This is a genomic window from Mycobacterium sp. URHB0044, from assembly GCF_000620625.1.
Lineage (GTDB): Bacteria > Actinomycetota > Actinomycetes > Mycobacteriales > Mycobacteriaceae > Mycobacterium.
The window spans coordinates 198,835-215,800 of sequence record NZ_JIAW01000005.1; the positions used below are offsets into that span (position 1 = coordinate 198,835).

The following is a 16,966-nucleotide window of genomic DNA, read 5'->3' on the forward strand; positions in this document are numbered from 1 at the left end:
GCCGTGACGTCTTCTGCGGTCATTCTCCCCGTCGCCGGCGGGGCAACCGTCGGCAACCCCGACTTTCAGGAACCGTTCAGACATCCGTCGTACCTTCGTTCGCGTGTCGATGCGTCCCAACTCCGCGGCCCGTGCGTACGGCCCGGTCGTTCTGACCGTTGCGCTCGTCGTCTATGCGGCCGCCTACCTGCGCTGGCCGAATCTGGCCGGGCAGGTCGACCTGCTCGTCTACCGGTTCGGAGCCGATCGGGTGTTGGCCGGGCAGGACCTCTATTCGACCGGGCTGACCGGCAATCCCCACACGCTGCTGTTCGACTACACGCCGTTCGCGGCGCTGTGCTTCCTGCCGTTCGCGTTGATCACTCCCCTGACGGCGCAGATTCTGGGGCTCGGCGTCAATGCCGCCCTGGTCGCGTTCGCGGTGTGGCGGATGCTCCGTGCGTTGGGGATGACCGCGGCGACCGGTCTCCTGAGTGTGGGTGCCCTGCTCGTCGGGCTCGTCGCGTGGCTCGAACCGATCAGGTTGTCGTTGCAACTCGGCCAGATCAACCTGCTGATCATGGCCGTGGTGGTGGCCGACCTGCTGGGGCCGCGACGGCGCAGGTGGGCCGGTGTCGGCATCGGGCTGGTCGCGGGCATCAAGCTGGTGCCCGCGCTGTTCATCGTCTATCTGCTGCTGATCGGTCGACGCCGCGCCGCTCTGGTGGCGTCCGGGACGTTCGTCGCCACGGTCGTGGCCGGGTTCGCGGTACTGCCGCGGGACTCCTCCTATTTCTGGTTGCGGCACGGATTCGACGACGTCGGCCGCATCTCGAGTGATCCCGTAGCCAACACGAGCCTGCACGGATTGTTCGTCCGTCTGCAGTGGCCGGACGGCGTGGCGACCGCAGCGGCGCTCGGCGTGGCCGTGGTGGCGCTGGCGGTCGCGGTGCTGGCGTGGCGGCGCGGCCACCGCGTACTCGGGCTGGCAATCGTCGGCATGGCGTCGGCCGCTGCGTCGCCGTTCAGTTGGAGCCATCACTGGGTGTGGTTCGCGCCGTTGGTCGTGCACCTCGGGCACCGGGCCATGGCGGTCGGGAGTAGGTGGGCCTTGGCCGCGCTGTGCGTGTTCTGGGCGACGTTCGCGGGCTGGTTCGTCTCGGTGACGGGCGGCACACCGGAGACGGGGCTGCTATCGATCCGTCCCGGTGGGGCGTGGGACGTGTGGCTCCCTGCGGCCTACCTGTTGGCGTTCGTGATCGTGTTGGCCGCAACGGCGTGGTGGTTGCGTCGCGAGGACTATGTGACGGGAACCGACACCGCCGGCGTGTTGTATCCGGTCACGCGCACCCAGTTGGCGGACACCAGAGGGTTCGGCACCAGTGCCTCGAGGTCCACGGTCTCACCCGGGAAGACGGTCACGTAGTTGTCCGAGTACTCGATGGGCAGGATCTCGTCACCGTCGCGGGTGGCGGTGACCTCGGCCCGTTCGAAGAAGGCCACCCTGTTCGTGGTGTTGCGCAAGCGGATGTCGACGACGTCCTGTCCGGCGCCGTTGCTGGCCCGCGTGGCGGTGACGTCGAGCGGCACCTTGGGCATGTAGTTGAGCGCCGTCATGTCGGCCCAGCTCTCCTGGTTCAGCTGGAAGGCGAAGTCCCCGTTGGGATCTCCGACGTCGTCGTTGCGTTGCGACTGCCAGTAGACGTTTTCGGCCACCACTTTGCCCGCAGCGTCGAGAAGCTCGCAGCGGACGAAGAACACCTGCGAGTCCCGGACCACTCGAGGCAGCGTCATGGCCGGTGTCGCGGCACCGGACGGCACGGCAAGCTGCGGCGAGGTCTGGTCGTAGCGCGTGCGCCCCTGCAGGTCGTAGACGCGAACCCGCGCGCGCAGATTGGTTTCGGCGTTGGGGGTTTGGTTGACCACCGAGACCGCCGCCTGGCTGTGGTCACCGGTCGCGTAGGAGTCGAACACCACTGACAGCGGCCGCAGGCCCTTCTTGGCGCCGTAGTACGCGCCGCCGGGCCGCAGGTAGTAGTCGAAGACGTTGCCGAAGAAGGACGGCCAGTGGTTGTTCAGCATCCAGTAGATCGTCATCTTGTGACCGGCCCAACCGAGCGCGGCGAACGACTCGAACTGTGCGCGCGTCGACTCGTAGTGCGCAAGCTGGGCCTTGTTGGTGAATTCCTCTGGGCCAGAGGATGGTCCGTAGCGGCGGATGATCGCGCGCCGGATGCTGGTCAACACGGCGTTGCCGTCATTGGACCCGGCGTGGAAGTACCAGGTGTCGTTGATCGGCCACAGCTTGTCGGGTGGGATGAACTTGACCAGGCTCGCGTACGGCGGAATGTGCTCGTTGTCGCCCTGCTCGGCTGACGCACCGCGCGCGGCGCGATAGCGGCCGCTGAACCAGTAGCTCGGTGGGCGCCACGTGTACGGACCTGCCATCTGGATGCCGTCCCACAGCCGCTCGCCTGCGGCGTTGGTGGTGTAAGACGACACGGTGTCGACGACCGCGTTCTGCCAGTGCAGTTCTCGCAGGATGTCGTGGTACGTGGTGAGCACGGGTTCCGGCGGCCTGCCGTCGCTCGCGTTGGCCCAGACGAACGCCGCGGCGTGGCTGCGCAGCATGGTGATCTGCGACCGCATGCTGTCCTCGGCGACGCGGTGATCCTCGGCGTCCCACTGTGGCCACTTCTCCCACTGGTTGCAGCACATCCAGCCGACCATCAGCGGAATGCCGAGTTCGTCGGCCTTCTCGACGAATCTCTCCGGCGGGATCTTGGACTCCAGCCGCAGCATGTTCAGGCCAAGATCGCGGGCATAGGCGAGGATCGCGTCGTCGCGGTCCGGGTCGTAGCGGTAGAGCAGGTCGGGCGTGTACGTCGCGCCGCGGACCAGGAAGTCTCGGCCGTTGACCTGAAGGTAGAAGTTGCCGCCCGTGCCGAGCTCGGGGAACCGCTGGTCGTCGTCACGGCCCTGCGTGATGGTCCGCACGCCGAAGCGCTGCGAGGTCGCGTCGGTCGCTCGGCCGTACTGCATGAATTCCAGCCGCAGGTCGTACAGGTTGGGCGTGCCCATCGTGTAAGGCCACCACAGATCTGGATGGTCGAGCACCAGCGCGTTGAAATCGGTTGGGGCGAAAGTCACTTCGCGTTGCTCGCCGGGCGCCAGCGTGATGGCCTGATCGACCCGAACATCTGGTTTGCCCGCCCGGCTGATCGTGGCCCGCAGCACGCCGCGCATGCGGTCGGTCGAGAAGTTGCGCAGACCCGTGTGGATGGTCAGTCGTGCACTGTCGGTGTTGGGCAGTGGCAGTTCGGAGTTCACCGTCGCGTCGTCGATGGCCACGGCGCCCGACGTACGCAGATACACCGGCTTGAAGATTCCGGCGTTGCGATCGGCCACGAACGAATTGCCGTTGGTTGGGTTCTTGTTCGGCCCTTGGTATCCGAGGTAGTTCCAGTTGATCCAGTCAAACCAGCTGTCGGCAAGTTCCACGCCGTCGACGTCCTGCATCGCCCGCTCGGGGATGACCTTGACGGCCAGCGTGTTCGGCTTCCCACGGATGATCCACGGCGTCACGTCGAGTTCGTGGTCGACGTACATGCCGACCACCTTGTCGGCGCCTGCGACGAGGTGCCCGTTGAGCCAGACCTCCGCCCGGTAGTTGATGCCGGGGAAGTCGAGTCGATAGTTGGTGTGGCCGGGCGGTGCGGTGAATGTCGTCCGGTACCACCAGTCCTGCTCGTAGAGGTCCTGGGGAACCTCGGTGAGCAGGTTCGTGCCGTAGTAGAGGTTCGGGTACGTGCCGTCGTCCTCGAGCGTCTGCAAAACGGTCGCGGGCATCCGGCGCACGTCGTGCCAGCCGACCCCCTGAAACTCCGGACGAGACACGTCGGGCCCGGCGGCGGTGACGTCGCGTGCCGACGCCAGCCGCCATCCCGACGACAACTCGGTCAGGTCGGCGGGTGGCTCGGGCCGCACGAAGCGTGGGAAGTCGCCAGCACTGACCAGGAGGAGCAGTAGCAAGGCCACGATGCCCAGAACGGCGGTTCGGCGCAGCTCGGGCGCGATGGCGCTACTCCCTCCGGTCCAGGGGCGCGTCAAGTCCTCGGACGCGTAGGGGACGACCCCCGTCGAAGGACATTCTGCCTGCCCGCGCCTGCGGGTCAGCGACCGCCAGCGATGCCGCTGATCACGCGCTCGCACACCTCGTACATCTGCTCGAGCGCCTTGGCGGAGTCGTCGGCCCGGGACACGTACAGCGCAGCCTCGTCGAGGGCGCCAAGCAGGACGTGGGCGGTCGGGCGGAGAGGCTGGGTGGGGATGACGCCGTCCGCCATGGCCTGCGCCAGCATCGCCTCGATGACGCCAAGCCCGTACTTCATGCCGACCTCTCGCCAGCGCGCCCACCCGAGCACGGCGGGTGCGTCGATGAGCGCGATGCGCTGCACGTGGGGCACGGAGCACTCCTCCAGGAACAGCCGGGCGCCCACCCGCATCGCGGCCAACTGGTCGGGGGGTTCGGCGGCCACGATCCGTGTGCTGATGTTGGTCACCAGGTCGCGCTCGACCTCTTCGTACACTTCGGCGAACAAGCCTGTCTTGTCATCGAATTGGTGATAGAGCGCACCTCGCGTGACCCCGGCGGCGTCGACGATCGCCTGGGTGGAGACCGCCGCATAACCGTGCGTCGCGAACAGCTGCCTGCCCGCCTCAAGCAGGCGTGCCCTGGTCGCGGCGGTGCGTTCGGCCTGGGTGCGGCGGGCCGGTTCGTTGACTTTCATACAGTGCGCACGTAACTTTCATACCGAGTGTTCGTAAGTTCATCCCGGAGGGTAGCCGATATGCCGCAGGTGACGTTGCAACGAGCCACGATCGAGTACCGCGAGTTGGGTCCGGCCGACTCCGCCCACCCTCCCGTCCTGTTCGTCCACGGCATCCTCGTCGACCACAGGCTCTGGCTCGGTGTTGCAGAGAAGTTGGCGCGCAACGGGTTCCGCTGCATCTTGCCGGACTGGCCGCTCGGGTCGCATACCGTACCGGTCGACCCGGGAGTGGAGCTGACGCCCCGGTCGGTGGCCGAGATGATCAACGAATTCATCACCACGCTGGACCTGCGCGACGTCACGCTCGTCGGCAACGACACCGGCGGCGGACTGTGTCAGCTCCTGATCGACGCCCACCCGGACAGTGTCGGACGGCTGGTCCTGACCAACTGCGACGCGTTCGACAAGTTCCCGCCGTTCCCGTTCAACGTGGTGTTCGCCACGATGCGCGGTCCTAGGTCGATCACGGCGCTGGCGGGGCTGATGAGGTTTGCGGTCCTGCGGCGCTCGCCGCTTGGGTACGGACTGCTCACCCGACCCAACGACGAACTCACCGCGTCGTGGATCAAGCCCTGTAGCACCGACCGGCGGATCGCGGCGAACCTCGGCGACCTGCTGCGCGGCGTGGCCGCGACGGACCTGACCGACGTGGCGACGCGGCTGCCCCGGTTCGCCAAGCCCGTCACGGTGGTGTGGGGTCAGCGCGATCGTTCGTTCACCCCGACGCTCGGCCGACGACTGGCCGCGCTGTTCCCGCACGCCAAGTTGATCGAGGTGCCGGACGCGCGCACCTTCGTCGCGCTGGACGCACCGCAGGCGGTGGTCGACGCGATCGCGACAGTTGGGGCGAGTGCCTAGAACAAGTCCTTGTGCGGGACGTCGGTGACCAGACCGCCGTCGACCACGAACTCGCTGCCGGTCGCGTAGGACGACTCGTCGCTGGCCAGGAACACGATGAACGTGGCGACCTCCTCGGACTTCCCTGGCCGGCCCAGCGGGGTGGTGACCATGTCTTCCGGGAAGTGCTTGGTCATCGGCGTGCGGATGAAGCCGGGATGCAGCGAGTTGACCCGAATCTTGTGCTTGCCGAGTTCGATTGCCGCGGATTTGGCCAGGCCGCGCACCGCCCACTTGGACGCCACGTAGGGATGCACCATCGGTGCGCCGCGCAGCCCCTCGATCGACGAGACGTTGATGATCGAACCACCGCCGGCCGCCTTCATCGCCTCCACGGAGGCTTGCATGCCCAGGAACGTCCCGGTCAGGTTCACGTCGATGACCTTCTGCCACTTGGCCATGTCGAACTTGCCGATCTGGCCGAGTGCGACGATCCCCGCGTTGTTCACCAGCACGTTCAGCTTGCCGAACTCCGCAACCGCGACCGCGACGGCTGCTTCCCACTCGTCCGCCTGGGTGACGTCGAGGTGGACGTAGCGCGCGGCGGGGCCGATCTCCTCGGCCAGGGCCTTGCCCTCCTCGTCGAGGATGTCGCCGATGACCACTTTTGCGCCCTCCGCGACCAGCATCCGTGCATGCGCGGCGCCCATCCCCCGCGCCCCGCCGCTGATCAGTGCAACTTTTTCATCCACTCGTCCCATGACGGGTCAGGCTACCGCACGCATATTTCGAACTAGAACATGTTCCAATTCGAGTGCGCACCACGCATACTGCTCTGCATCCGTTCGGAGGAGGAACAGCATGGCAATCCGCGTCGCGCTCATCGGCACCGGGAACTGCGGCAGCATCGCGCTGAGGCAGCTGATCAACGACGCGCGCTTCGAGCTGACCGGGGTCTGGGTGTCCTCAGATGCCAAGGTGGGCAAGGACGCTGGCGAGTTGGCAGGCCTGGACGGCTTGACGGGCGTCGCCGCGACCAACGACCTCGATGCGATCCTGGCCGTCAAACCCGACTGCGTCGTCTACTGCGCGATGGGTGACACCCGCCTGCCCGAGGCGATGGCCGACATCCGTCGCATCCTCGCCGCGGGCGTCAACGTGGTGGGTTCTGCGCCGGGCGTGTTGCAGTACCCGTGGCAGGTCATCCCGGACAAGTACATCGATCGCGTCGAAGAGTCAGCGCAACAAGGCAATTCGACCGTCTTCATCACCGGTGTAGACCCCGGCTTCGCGACCGACCTGCTGCCGTTTGCGCTCACTGGCACCTGCCAGACCATCGAGCAGGTGCGCACCATGGAGATCGCCGACTACGCCACCTACGACGGGGCGACGGTGATGTTCGACGTGATGGGTTTCGGCAAGCAGCTGGGCGATTTCCCCATCTTGTTCCAGCCCGGCGTCCTGAGCATCGCCTGGGGCACCGCCATCCGGCAACTGGCGGCGGGACTGGGCGTGGAGGTCGACGAGATCAGGGATTCCGTCGAGCAGGAGCCGGCGCCCGAGGACTTCGACGTCGCCGCGGGCCACATCGCGAAGGGCACCGTTGCGGCGCTGCGCTTCCAGATCGAGGGCATCGTGCAGGGACAGCCCGTCATCGTCGTCGAGCACATCACCCGGCTGCGCGCTGATCTGCGCCCGGACTGGGCGCAGCCGGCGCAGCCCGGCGGGTCGTACCGGGTCGAGATCACCGGTGAGCCCTCGTACGTCGTCGACATCTGCCCCACCAGCCGCAACGGCGACCACAACTACGCAGCCATCCTGGCGGCGGCAGGCCGGATCGTGAATGCGATCCCGGACGTGCTGGCGGCCGCCCCGGGAATCCGGACGACGCTCGACCTGCCACTGGTCACTGGTAGAGGTGTCGTGACACCGGCGGTCCCGGCGGGAACCTAGCTCACACAGGCGCGTGCGACATTGGCCCATTGCAGCCGGACGCGCGTGCCATGGTCCGAGGCCTCGATCGAGGTCCGGTCGGACAGTGCCTCCATCAACGGGATGCCACGTCCCCGGCTGCGGGTCCGTGGCTCTTGAGGCCTCCGCCACGATCCCCGGTCGGCGATGAGGACCGTGATGGTCGAGTCGACAGTGTCGTGCCACGCCGTCAGATCCATCGTGCCCTGGCCAGGAGCGTGCAGGTAGGCGAACTCGGCACAGTTCGCCAGCGCCTCGTTGATCGCGAGGATGAGGTCACCCGACCGCACCGGCCCCAGGTCGAAGAACTTCCGGAGCCACGCCGCGAACTCGTCACGGGCGCGTGAAGCCGTTTGCGCGGTCGCCGCAAGGCCGACGCGCTCGAAGCGGTCCGCGTTGGCAACGTTCGCAATAGCCATCGAATCGATCATGACAGCTCGTGCTTACCCGATTGGTCGTCCGACTATGCGTGTCTACCCGCGAAGTGCCGCAGTCGCTTCGTCGAGTGTGGCGTACAGCGGAACGATGTCGGCGATTCCGACCAGTTTCAGCGGCCTACTCGTGGCGGGGCCTTCAGCGACGACGCAGAGCCTGGTGTCGGTGCCGGCCTCGTCGTGAGCGGCGACCAGGACGCCCATTCCCGCGGAGGCCAGGAACTCGACCTGGGCCAAGTCCACGACCAGGCAGGCCGGCTTCTTGCCGAGGGCGCTGCGCAGCGCCTCCTCGAGTTGCGGCGCGGTAAGCATGTCGATCACACCGGATGCGGCCACGACGGCCACGCCGTCGACTGTGCGCTCGCTGACCTCGCACGTCGAAGCCGACGCCGGGAAGGCATCCTCGGTCACTGATTCGCGTTGTTCGTCCAATGCCCAACTTCCCTGTTTGGCCGCTTCGTTGGATGCGAGGCGGCGCGACTTTCATGCTCGCGAGGCTTCAGGCTGAACCCGGCAAGAACGAAACTGCCTACGTCGAACCTATCCGATGCGATCCGCCGATGTCTCCGCCGGGACTCAACCCGGGCACTGGCGGGCCCGTCGCACCCCCGCAACCTGCACCAGCGCGGAAGTGTCACTCGGGGATGCTGGAATGGAAGACGAGTTGGGCGACAGCCCGGTGAGCCGCAGTACAGGAGCGACATGGATCCCGAGACGCCCGTCACCCGCCAGTTGGCGGAGATCACGTCGGGTCCCAGCGGCCCCGGGGTCGGCGCGTTCTTCGACCTCGACGGCACTCTGGTGTCCGGATTCACGGCGACGGCGCACGCCAGTCACCGCATCCGGCAACGCCAGGCACGGATCGGTGAGGTGCTCGGCGTGGTCGAGGCCTCGGTGCGGTATCGGTTGGGTCGAATGGAGTTCGAGCGCCTCGTCGGACGAGCGGCCGGCTACCTTCGCGGCGAGTCGCTCGACGAGCTGGATGAACTCGGTGAGGCGCTCTTTCGCAGTCACATCGAGGCGCGGGTCTACTCGGCGATGCGCGACGTCGTGCGGGCGCATCAGGAACGTGGCCACACCGTCGTACTCAGCTCGTCGGCCCTGACCATCCACGCCGAACCCGTGGCCCGGTTCCTGGGTATCGGCGCGGTGTTGTGCAACCACTTCGAGGTCGACGATCACGGGCGGTTGACGGGCGACATCGTCGCGCCGGTCGTGTGGGGCGCCGGCAAGACGGCGGCCGTGCAGCGTTTCGGCGCCGACCATGGCGTCGACCTGCAGCGCAGTTACTTCTACGCCGATGGGGACGAGGACATCCCGTCGATGCGGGCGGTCGGTCGTCCTCGTCCCGTGAACCCACGGCCGGGGCTGGCCGCCGAAGCGGCGCGACGGGGGTGGCCGGTGCTGCTGGTCACCGGTTCGGAGCGTCGTCGCGTCCCCGCGTGGTCGCTGCGGAGGCGCCCCGCTTCTCGGTGATCGCGCCTTCGATGATCGCGCGCACCGTGCGTCGGCATCGACCGCACTCCGAGCCTGCTCCGCACGCGTCTGCCACCTGTTTGGACGTCGCCGCACCGGCCGCGACAGCTGCGGCGACGGTCTGGTTGGTGACTCCCACGCACAGGCAGACGAACATCAGGCATCGGCCTCGTCGATGCGGATCATGTGCCGGAACTTTCCGACGAAGACCGGCGGATACGCGCCGATGCCCGCCTTCGCCAACCACTCGGCGGCCAGCTGGGAATCCCGCAGCCAATGGCGGGCATGGGACTCGTCGTCGATCTGCAGCAGCAGCAGCACCTCGCGGGGGTTGTCGAATGCGCTGAAGATGAGCAGCTTGCGAATGCCGCCTGCGCGGAGTTCGTCGACCGTTTCGCGGACGTGGCTGACGAGGCTCGGCACGTCCTCGACCGGGGTCACCACCGACACCACCACCCCGGGCGCCGTGGCACCGGCGTCGGGTGCCAAGTCGATCCGCTCGACCTCCTCGCCTGCGAAGACGGCGGGGATGTCGTCCACCCCGACCGCGTCGAACCAGTCGAAGAAGACCCGTGACCGCAACACTTCGAGCACCGGTTCGCGGGCGTTTACGGCCATCATCACCAAGACTCGTCCGGGTTCCGTGGTCGACGCGTAGACCAGCACGTGGTGGGCACCCAGGTCGGCGAGCGCGTCTCGTCGCCGCTCGAGGAACGGCCACACCCGTTCGGGGTCTTTGACGCGATAGTCCGACGCAAGTACGAGCGAGTGGGTCAGCCAATGCGTCATCGGTTCTCGCCCCTTGCGGCCACGAACGTGTGTGTCAACGGTGTTCTTGAAAAACGGTAATGCGATTCTCCGTTGGTGTCGAGTGCCGGAGGGGCGTTCCGATACCGGCCTGCCCTCTACATCTGAGGAGCGAAGTACTAAACTAGAACACGTTCCAGTTCGCTACCGGCCCTCAAAGGAGCAGGCATGCACACCCCACTCTGCGACCAACTCGGCATCGAGTTTCCGATCTTCGCATTTACTCATTGCCGCGACGTGGTGGTCGCGGTGAGCAAGGCCGGTGGCTTCGGCGTCCTCGGCGCCGTCGGATTCACCCCCGAACAGCTCGAGATCGAACTCAAGTGGATCGACGAGAACATCGGCGACCACACCTACGGCGTCGACATCGTCATTCCCAACAAGTACGAGGGCATGGACGCAGGCGACCTGTCCCCCGAAGTTCTCAAGAAGACGCTCAACGACCTCGTGCCCGACGAGCACGTGGAATTCGCCCGCAAGATCCTCGCCGATCACGGCGTGCCGGTCGACCACAGCGACGACGACGCGATGCAACTGCTGGGCTGGACCGAGGCGACCGCCACCCCGCAGGTCGAGGTGGCGCTGCAACACCCGAAGTGCACGCTGATCGCCAACGCGCTCGGTACGCCGCCCGCGGACATGATCGAGCACATCCACAACGAGGGCCGCAAGGTCGCGGCGCTGTGCGGGTCCCCGTCTCAGGCGCGCAAGCACGCCGATGCCGGTGTCGACATCATCATCGCCCAGGGCGGCGAGGCCGGCGGCCACTGCGGCGAGGTCGGCTCGATCGTATTGTGGCCCCAGGTCGTCAAGGCCGTCGCGCCCGTACCGGTGCTCGCGGCCGGTGGTATCGGCAGCGGCCAGCAGATCGCCGCCGCGCTCGCCCTCGGTGCCCAGGGCGCGTGGACCGGGTCGCAGTGGGTGATGGTCGAGGAGTCGGAGCACACCCCGGTGCAGCACGCCGCCTACGTCAAGGCATCCAGCCGCGACACCGTGCGCAGCCGCTCGTTCACCGGCAAGCCGGCGCGAATGCTGAAGAACGACTGGACCGAGGCCTGGGAAGACCCCAACAACCCGAAGCCACTCGGCATGCCGCTGCAGTACATGGTGTCCGGCATGGCCGTCGCCGCCACGCACAAGTACCCGAACGAGAGCGTCGACGTCGCGTTCAACCCGATCGGACAGGTCGTCGGCCAGTTCACCAAGGTCGAGAAGACGTCGACCGTCATCGAGCGGTGGGTTCAGGAGTATCTGGAAGCCACCAGCACGCTCAACGAACTCAACGAGGCCGCCTCCGTCTAACGGGCGCCTTTGCGTCGAAACTGCACTGAGGGCTGTGATTCACGTCGAATCACAGCCCTCAGCGCATTCTCAACGCGTTTCACCGCAGGTCCCGCGATCTTGACGGGTATGTATGATGCTCTACATAATGGCGAAGCCTGACGACGTGGTCACGCCCCGCGACCGGATGGTCGCCTCGGCCGCACTGCTCATCCGCGAGCGCGGTGCGCACTCGACGGCCATCTCCGACGTGCTCGAACACAGCGGCGCCCCTCGAGGCTCGGCCTATCACTACTTTCCCGGCGGCCGCACCCAGCTGATGTGCGAGGCCGTCGACTTCGCCAGCGAGCACATGGTCGCGCGAATCAGCTCCGGCGCAACGTGTCTCGACGTTCTGGACGTCGTGATCGGCGGGTTCCGCAAGCAGTTGATCAAGACCGAGTATCGCGCCGGATGCCCCGTGGTGGCCGTCGCCGTGGAGGCAGGCGATCCGGCGAAGGACGAGAACGCCGCCGTGCTCGAGCGGGCGGGCGCGGCGTTCATCCGCTGGACCGACCTGATCGCCGAACGGCTCACCGGTGACGGTGTCGCCGCTGACCGCGCGCGGGAGCTGGCCCTGTTCATCACGTCGGCCATCGAAGGCGCCATCGTGATCGCCCGGGCAACCCGGGACATCGAACCGCTCGACGCGACCCACCGTCAGTTGCGCACGCTGCTGAAGGCCCAGAACACCTAAGAGAGGTCGGACGATGACCGGAATCGAATGGCAGTCGACGGCGTGCATCCTGTGCGAATGCAACTGCGGCGTCACCGTTCAGGTCGACGACCGCAGGCTGGTCAAGATCCGCGGCGACAAGGACCATCCCGCGTCACAGGGCTACACGTGCAACAAGGCGCTGCGGCTGGATCACTATCAGAGCGGTGGCAATCGGCTGACCTCTCCGCTGCGCAGGCGTCCCGACGGCAGCTACGAGGAAATCGACTGGGACACGGCCATCACCGAGATCGCCGAGGGATTCTCGAAGGTCCGCGACGAACACGGCGGCGACAAGATCTTCTACTACGGCGGCGGCGGCCAGGGCAATCACCTCGGCGGCGCCTACAGCGGCGCCTTCCTCAAGTCGATCGGATCGCGGTACCGCTCGAATGCCTTGGCGCAGGAGAAGACCGGCGAACACTGGGTCGATGCCCACTTCTACGGCGGCCACACCCGCGGCGAGTTCGAGCACGCCGAGGTTTCGGTGTTCGTCGGCAAGAACCCGTGGATGTCGCAGAGCTTTCCGCGGGCCCGGGTGGTGCTCAACGACATCGCCAAGGATCCGGCGCGCTCGATGATCGTGATCGATCCGGTGATCACCGACACCGCGAAGATGGCCGACTTCCACCTCCGCGTGCGTCCCGGTACTGACGCCTGGTGCCTCGCTGCGCTTGCCGCCGTACTGGTCCAGGAGGACCTGTGCGACGAGGCCTTCCTCGCCGAACACGTCAACGGCGCGGATGCCGTGCGCGCGGTGCTGGCCGACGTGCCCGTGTCCGACTACGCCCAACGCTGTGGTGTCGACGAGGACCTGCTGCGGGCAGCGGCCCGGCGCATCGCCGCGGCGTCGAGCGTGTCGGTGTTCGAGGACCTCGGCGTGCAGCAGGCGCCCAACAGCACGCTGTGCTCCTATCTGAACAAGATGCTGTGGATCCTCACCGGCAGCTTCGCCAAACGCGGTGCCCAGCATCTGCATTCGTCATTCGCCCCGCTCTTCGGCGTGGGCGGCGTCGGGCGCACGCCGGTGACCGGCTCCCCCATCATCGCCGGGCTGATCCCGAGCAACGTGGTGCCGCAGGAAATCCTGACCGATCACCCCGACCGGCTCCGGGCGATGATCGTCGAGAGCAGCAACCCGGCCCATTCGATCGCCGACTCGGGCTCGGTGACCCGGGCATTGGAGTCATTGGAGTTGCTCGTCGTCATCGACGTGGCGATGACCGAGACGGCCCGGCTCGCCCACTACGTCCTGCCTGCCGCCAGCCAGTTCGAGAAGGCCGAGGCGACGTTCTTCAATCTGGAGTTCCCGCACAACACCTTTCATCTGCGCCACCGGTTGATGGAGCCACTGCCCGGCACGCTGCCCGAGCCGGAGATCTGGGCGCGGCTGGTGCGCGCCCTCGGGGTGGTCGACGACACCGAGCTGGAACCGCTGCGGCGAGCCGCCAAGGACGGTCTGGACGCGTACGCGCAGGCCTTCCTCGCCGCGGTCAGCGCCAACCCCGGCCTGGGCCGGGTGTTGCCGTTCGTCTTGTACGAGACGCTGGGGCCGACTCTCCCAGAAGGACTTTCCGGCGCGGCCGCACTGTGGGGACTGGCTCAGAAGACGGCGATGGCGTATCCCGACGCCGTGCGCCGGGCCGGGCACGCCGACGGCAACGCATTGTTCGAGGCGATCCTGTCGGCCCGCTCGGGGCTGACGTTCACCGTGCACGAGTACGAGGACGACTTCGCCTTGATCACTCACCCCGATCACAAGATCGCGGTGGAGATGCCCGAGATGCTGGACGAGATTCGCGCGCTGCGCTCGGCCCGTGTCGGGTTCACCAGTGCGGAGTTCCCCCTCGTGCTCTCGGCAGGGGAACGCCGGGCGTATACCGCCAACGACATCCTGCGCAATCCGGCCTGGCGCAAGAAGGACGTGGACGGGGCGCTGCGGATCAGTCCCGAGGACGCCGCCGCCATCGGCCTTGCCGACGGCGCAACGGCGCGGATCACCACGGCGGCGGGCAGCGCCGAGGCGACCGTCGAGATCAATGACGCGATGCTGCCCGGGCACGTCTCGCTGCCCAACGGTTACGGTCTCGACCACGTCGACGCCGACGGTGCCTCCACCAGGCCGGGCGTGGCGCCGAACGCGCTGACGTCCACGGAATGGCGCGACGCCTATGCCGGAACGCCATGGCACAAACACGTCCCGGTGCGCGTCGAGGCCGTTGACACCGCCGTCACGGCCGGGGTCGCAGGCTAATCGAGCAACCGCGCGGTCGCCCGCTGCAGCACCTGCGCCCTGCTGCGCCCGGCGTGGTCTGCGGCGACGAAGTGGTTGCCGATTGCCAGCGAAAAGGCAAGCAGCGCGCGGGCTTCCACGTCGTCGACGTCGTCGCAGAAGGTGCCGATCAGCTCGCGTAGGTAGTCCATCCTGCGGTTGTCCACACGCCGTAATCGGTCGGCCACCGCGGCGTCCCGGCGGGCCCAGTCCCGCACGGCAAGGTCGATCTGCAGCAGCGCGCCGGAGAACGTCAGCATGCCTGCCCGGTTGACCTTGGTACGGGCGTCACCGCCCTCGCGTTCGACCCGTTCGAGGACGTCGTCGGTGCTGCGGCGTTCCCAGGAGTCGAGCAGCTCGTCGAGAAGCGCCTTCCTGCCGTCGAACTGGTGGTAGAAGCCCCCGCGCGTCACGCCGAGAGTCTGTGCGAGCACGTCGACCCGCACGGCGTCAGGGCCGCCGTCGGCCAGGGCCGACAGGCCCGCCTCGATCCAGGCCTCTCGGGGGGTGCGGGTGGGTGCGGGCATCGTTCTCCGTCGGATCGTCTTGACATGCAATGAAACTAAAGCATACAGTAGTGTATGTTAAAAGTCAGGTTGCCCAATGATGCGCACACCACCCGACCCTGGCGAATCCACGAGCTCACCCATGGCTTCCAGGTCCTCGACGTGTGGGCGCTGCCGACCCCAGGCGGCCCCGCCGACTTCACCCGCCTGATCACCTTGTTCTCGTCGTTCGACGCCCAACGGTCGTCACCGGTGGTGCACGCGTTGTTCGCCGCCCGCTGGGCGCTTGGGCGCCTGCTGAACCTGGACGGCGAATCGGGTTCGCCCGTCGGCGGTTTGCGCGACACACTGCCCGCGGACCTGCGGGACTCGTCGCCCCTCGAACTCGGACGAGGGCGGTTCACGCCCCTGTACGCGACCGACGACGAAGCCGCGTGGGAGATCGTCAACCGCACGGTCCACGGGATACTGCACCTCGGTTGGGTTGCCGACGGAAGTGGCGGATTCCGGGGCCAGCTGGCGGTTCTGGTCAAGCCGAACGGTCCGCTGGGCGCGGCCTATCTGGCGGCGATCGCGCCGTTCCGACACCTCGTGGTGTATCCGACCATGCTCGGCGACCTCGAGCGGCGTTGGAGGGTCCAGTCCACGGTCCGGCAAGTGGACGTGCCGGACGACGTCCGCGCCCTCACCGCTCTGCCCCGGATCGACTACGCCGACGCATTCCTCGTCGACACCAGTGCGGCGCCTGACTGGACCGCCGAGCGGTGGGCCAGGGCAATGCTCGAACAGGCTCCGGCGGCGACGCGGGCGAAGTTGCTCTCCGGCTGGACCGCACTCGGCCTCAAGGACGGAGCGGCCGGGTCCATCCTCGAGTGGGACGTGCGGCACAACAGTGCCGACACCGTGCTACTGGGCAGGGATTCACGCGTCGGAATGCCGGCGGAACTGGTCTTCACCCTCCGTCCGGAGGGGCTGCTGTTCGCGACGTTCGTTCACCACCGGACATCGGCGACGCGACCGACGTGGGCCGCGATCGAGCCGACGCACGTGCGCATCGTGCTGACGCTGCTGGAGGCGGTCGGACGGCGAGCCGCCGAAGTCAGGGAGTCGGCGGGAGCGGGCTAGCAGGCGGCGGCGCCAGCCACGGCAGCGCGGGAGCCGGCGGGGGTGGCGGTGGCAGCGGAGCATCGGCCGGCGAGATCGGCACGTTCGGGCCGGGAGCCTGATCCGGGATGGGCGTGTTCATGCCGCGCTGCGCGACGCCCAACAGCAGTGCTTCCTTGCCGCTGATCTCCTGGTTTTGCACGGCGTGCCAGAGATCCTTCAGATAGCTCACGTTCGGTGACTCGTTGCCCATCACGGTGGGATCGAGCGTCGAACCGGGGGGAAGGGCGTCGGGGCTGGGAAGGTGCGGGACACCCTCTGGCGGCACCGGTGCGACGTCCGCGCCCGCGGCCTGAATCGAGGGATCCGTGGCGGCGGCCTGGACCGCCGGTGCGGGCGGGGGCGGCGGAATGGGAGTCAACGGGTCGGCGGCGGCCGGCGAGGCGAGCATCGTCAACGCGAGGAAAAGACCCGACGTTCCGCCCGCGAGTGTCGACACGACCTTGACCGTGCTGGTGGTCCTCATCATCCGGTAACCCTTCCCTCGTGGCCTCAGGGACTGATGTTGCTAGTGGGTCAATACAGGATCGCGCCGATTTCGTTACAGGGCAAGTCCGAACGGTTGCCGAACGATTAGAAAATCAGCGTGCGGGAACACGTTCTACTTGGGAGTTTGAGCAAGCGGCCGCGATACCCGCGATCAGTGGTGTAGC

General features: G+C 67.2%; 16 protein-coding genes and 1 pseudogene. 8 read left to right on the forward strand and 9 right to left on the reverse strand.

Going from position 1 to position 16,966, the window contains the following annotated elements:
* Window positions 1-109: 109 nt before the first annotated feature.
* A pseudogene (locus N536_RS41480) lies at window positions 110-991 on the forward strand (glycosyltransferase family 87 protein); the annotation flags it as partial.
* A 287-nt stretch (window positions 992-1,278) separates the two neighbouring features.
* Here N536_RS41480 and N536_RS0112590 read toward each other — a convergent pair.
* Window positions 1,279-4,089 carry a sugar-binding domain-containing protein gene (locus N536_RS0112590; protein ID WP_369798414.1) on the reverse strand — a complete coding sequence of 937 codons (2,811 nt, stop codon included), beginning with the start codon at window positions 4,087-4,089 and terminating at the stop codon, window positions 1,279-1,281.
* Window positions 4,090-4,151: 62 nt separating this feature from the next.
* Window positions 4,152-4,769, reverse strand: coding sequence for a TetR/AcrR family transcriptional regulator (locus N536_RS0112595; protein ID WP_029113921.1), 618 nt, complete (start codon window positions 4,767-4,769; stop codon window positions 4,152-4,154).
* A gap of 60 nt (window positions 4,770-4,829) precedes the next feature.
* On the opposite strand from N536_RS0112595, the gene N536_RS0112600 reads away from it, so the two are divergent.
* Window positions 4,830-5,669, forward strand: coding sequence for an alpha/beta fold hydrolase (locus N536_RS0112600; protein WP_029113922.1), 840 nt, complete (start codon window positions 4,830-4,832; stop codon window positions 5,667-5,669).
* On the opposite strand, the gene N536_RS0112605 is transcribed toward N536_RS0112600, so the two are convergent.
* A complete protein-coding gene (locus N536_RS0112605) occupies window positions 5,666-6,409 on the reverse strand; it encodes a glucose 1-dehydrogenase (RefSeq protein WP_029113923.1) in 744 nt (247 codons plus the stop codon). The genes N536_RS0112600 and N536_RS0112605 overlap by 4 nt on opposite strands.
* A gap of 100 nt (window positions 6,410-6,509) precedes the next feature.
* Here N536_RS0112605 and N536_RS0112610 point away from each other — a divergent pair, with 100 nt between their 5' ends.
* Window positions 6,510-7,601, forward strand: a complete 1,092-nt coding sequence (locus N536_RS0112610; RefSeq protein WP_029113924.1) for a diacylglycerol kinase — start codon at window positions 6,510-6,512, stop codon at window positions 7,599-7,601.
* Here the strand turns inward: N536_RS0112610 and N536_RS0112615 are convergent.
* Window positions 7,598-8,038, reverse strand: a complete 441-nt coding sequence (locus N536_RS0112615) for an ATP-binding protein (protein WP_231514507.1) — start codon at window positions 8,036-8,038, stop codon at window positions 7,598-7,600. The two genes, N536_RS0112610 and N536_RS0112615, sit on opposite strands and share 4 nt — an antisense overlap.
* 54 nt (window positions 8,039-8,092) lie before the next feature.
* The gene (locus N536_RS0112620; protein ID WP_081809179.1) at window positions 8,093-8,485 is read right to left on the reverse strand and encodes an STAS domain-containing protein; all 393 of its coding nucleotides are present in this window, start codon (window positions 8,483-8,485) and stop codon (window positions 8,093-8,095) included.
* Between the two features lie 270 nt (window positions 8,486-8,755).
* Here N536_RS0112620 and N536_RS0112625 point away from each other — a divergent pair, with 270 nt between their 5' ends.
* The gene (locus N536_RS0112625) at window positions 8,756-9,529 is read left to right on the forward strand and encodes an HAD family phosphatase (RefSeq protein ID WP_029113927.1); all 774 of its coding nucleotides are present in this window, start codon (window positions 8,756-8,758) and stop codon (window positions 9,527-9,529) included.
* On the opposite strand, the gene N536_RS41485 is transcribed toward N536_RS0112625, so the two are convergent.
* Entirely contained in the window at window positions 9,465-9,686 is a 222-nt protein-coding gene (locus N536_RS41485) for a bacterioferritin-associated ferredoxin (RefSeq protein WP_081809180.1), read from the reverse strand. The two genes, N536_RS0112625 and N536_RS41485, sit on opposite strands and share 65 nt — an antisense overlap.
* Window positions 9,686-10,318, reverse strand: coding sequence for a hypothetical protein (locus N536_RS0112630; protein ID WP_029113928.1), 633 nt, complete (start codon window positions 10,316-10,318; stop codon window positions 9,686-9,688). Before N536_RS0112630 ends, N536_RS41485 begins: the two co-directional genes overlap by 1 nt.
* A gap of 186 nt (window positions 10,319-10,504) precedes the next feature.
* Here N536_RS0112630 and N536_RS0112635 point away from each other — a divergent pair, with 186 nt between their 5' ends.
* The 3 genes from N536_RS0112635 to N536_RS0112645 all read left to right on the forward strand — a co-directional run bounded on the left by N536_RS0112635 (window position 10,505) and on the right by N536_RS0112645 (window position 14,625).
* Window positions 10,505-11,638 carry a nitronate monooxygenase gene (locus N536_RS0112635; protein WP_029113929.1) on the forward strand — a complete coding sequence of 378 codons (1,134 nt, stop codon included), beginning with the start codon at window positions 10,505-10,507 and terminating at the stop codon, window positions 11,636-11,638.
* A gap of 127 nt (window positions 11,639-11,765) precedes the next feature.
* The gene (locus N536_RS0112640) at window positions 11,766-12,353 is read left to right on the forward strand and encodes a TetR/AcrR family transcriptional regulator (RefSeq protein ID WP_369798415.1); all 588 of its coding nucleotides are present in this window, start codon (window positions 11,766-11,768) and stop codon (window positions 12,351-12,353) included.
* Window positions 12,354-12,366: 13 nt separating this feature from the next.
* Window positions 12,367-14,625, forward strand: a complete 2,259-nt coding sequence (locus tag N536_RS0112645) for a molybdopterin-dependent oxidoreductase (protein ID WP_029113931.1) — start codon at window positions 12,367-12,369, stop codon at window positions 14,623-14,625.
* Here the strand turns inward: N536_RS0112645 and N536_RS0112650 are convergent.
* Window positions 14,622-15,170: a TetR/AcrR family transcriptional regulator gene (locus N536_RS0112650; RefSeq protein ID WP_029113932.1), complete on the reverse strand. Its 549-nt coding sequence runs from the start codon at window positions 15,168-15,170 to the stop codon at window positions 14,622-14,624. The two genes, N536_RS0112645 and N536_RS0112650, sit on opposite strands and share 4 nt — an antisense overlap.
* A gap of 69 nt (window positions 15,171-15,239) precedes the next feature.
* On the opposite strand from N536_RS0112650, the gene N536_RS43535 reads away from it, so the two are divergent.
* On the forward strand, window positions 15,240-16,274 hold the full coding sequence (locus tag N536_RS43535) for a DUF2867 domain-containing protein (protein ID WP_369798416.1): 1,035 nt from the start codon (window positions 15,240-15,242) through the stop codon (window positions 16,272-16,274).
* Here the strand turns inward: N536_RS43535 and N536_RS0112660 are convergent.
* Complete coding sequence (locus tag N536_RS0112660) at window positions 16,249-16,782, reverse strand: hypothetical protein (protein ID WP_231514508.1); 534 nt, start codon at window positions 16,780-16,782, stop codon at window positions 16,249-16,251. The genes N536_RS43535 and N536_RS0112660 overlap by 26 nt on opposite strands.
* Between the last annotated feature and the right edge of the window lie 184 nt (window positions 16,783-16,966).

Coding starts and splice junctions, on each gene's coding strand:
- N536_RS0112595 (WP_029113921.1), bottom strand. CDS start 4,769: ATGAAAGTCAACGAACCGGCCCGCCGCACCCAGGCCGAACGCACCGCC.
- N536_RS0112600 (WP_029113922.1), top strand. CDS start 4,830: ATGCCGCAGGTGACGTTGCAACGAGCCACGATCGAGTACCGCGAGTTG.
- N536_RS0112605 (WP_029113923.1), bottom strand. CDS start 6,409: ATGGGACGAGTGGATGAAAAAGTTGCACTGATCAGCGGCGGGGCGCGG.
- N536_RS0112610 (WP_029113924.1), top strand. CDS start 6,510: ATGGCAATCCGCGTCGCGCTCATCGGCACCGGGAACTGCGGCAGCATC.
- N536_RS0112615 (WP_231514507.1), bottom strand. CDS start 8,038: ATGGCTATTGCGAACGTTGCCAACGCGGACCGCTTCGAGCGCGTCGGC.
- N536_RS0112625 (WP_029113927.1), top strand. CDS start 8,756: ATGGATCCCGAGACGCCCGTCACCCGCCAGTTGGCGGAGATCACGTCG.
- N536_RS41485 (WP_081809180.1), bottom strand. CDS start 9,686: ATGTTCGTCTGCCTGTGCGTGGGAGTCACCAACCAGACCGTCGCCGCA.
- N536_RS0112630 (WP_029113928.1), bottom strand. CDS start 10,318: ATGACGCATTGGCTGACCCACTCGCTCGTACTTGCGTCGGACTATCGC.
- N536_RS0112635 (WP_029113929.1), top strand. CDS start 10,505: ATGCACACCCCACTCTGCGACCAACTCGGCATCGAGTTTCCGATCTTC.
- N536_RS0112640 (WP_369798415.1), top strand. CDS start 11,766: ATGGCGAAGCCTGACGACGTGGTCACGCCCCGCGACCGGATGGTCGCC.
- N536_RS0112645 (WP_029113931.1), top strand. CDS start 12,367: ATGACCGGAATCGAATGGCAGTCGACGGCGTGCATCCTGTGCGAATGC.
- N536_RS0112650 (WP_029113932.1), bottom strand. CDS start 15,170: ATGCCCGCACCCACCCGCACCCCCCGAGAGGCCTGGATCGAGGCGGGC.
- N536_RS0112660 (WP_231514508.1), bottom strand. CDS start 16,782: ATGATGAGGACCACCAGCACGGTCAAGGTCGTGTCGACACTCGCGGGC.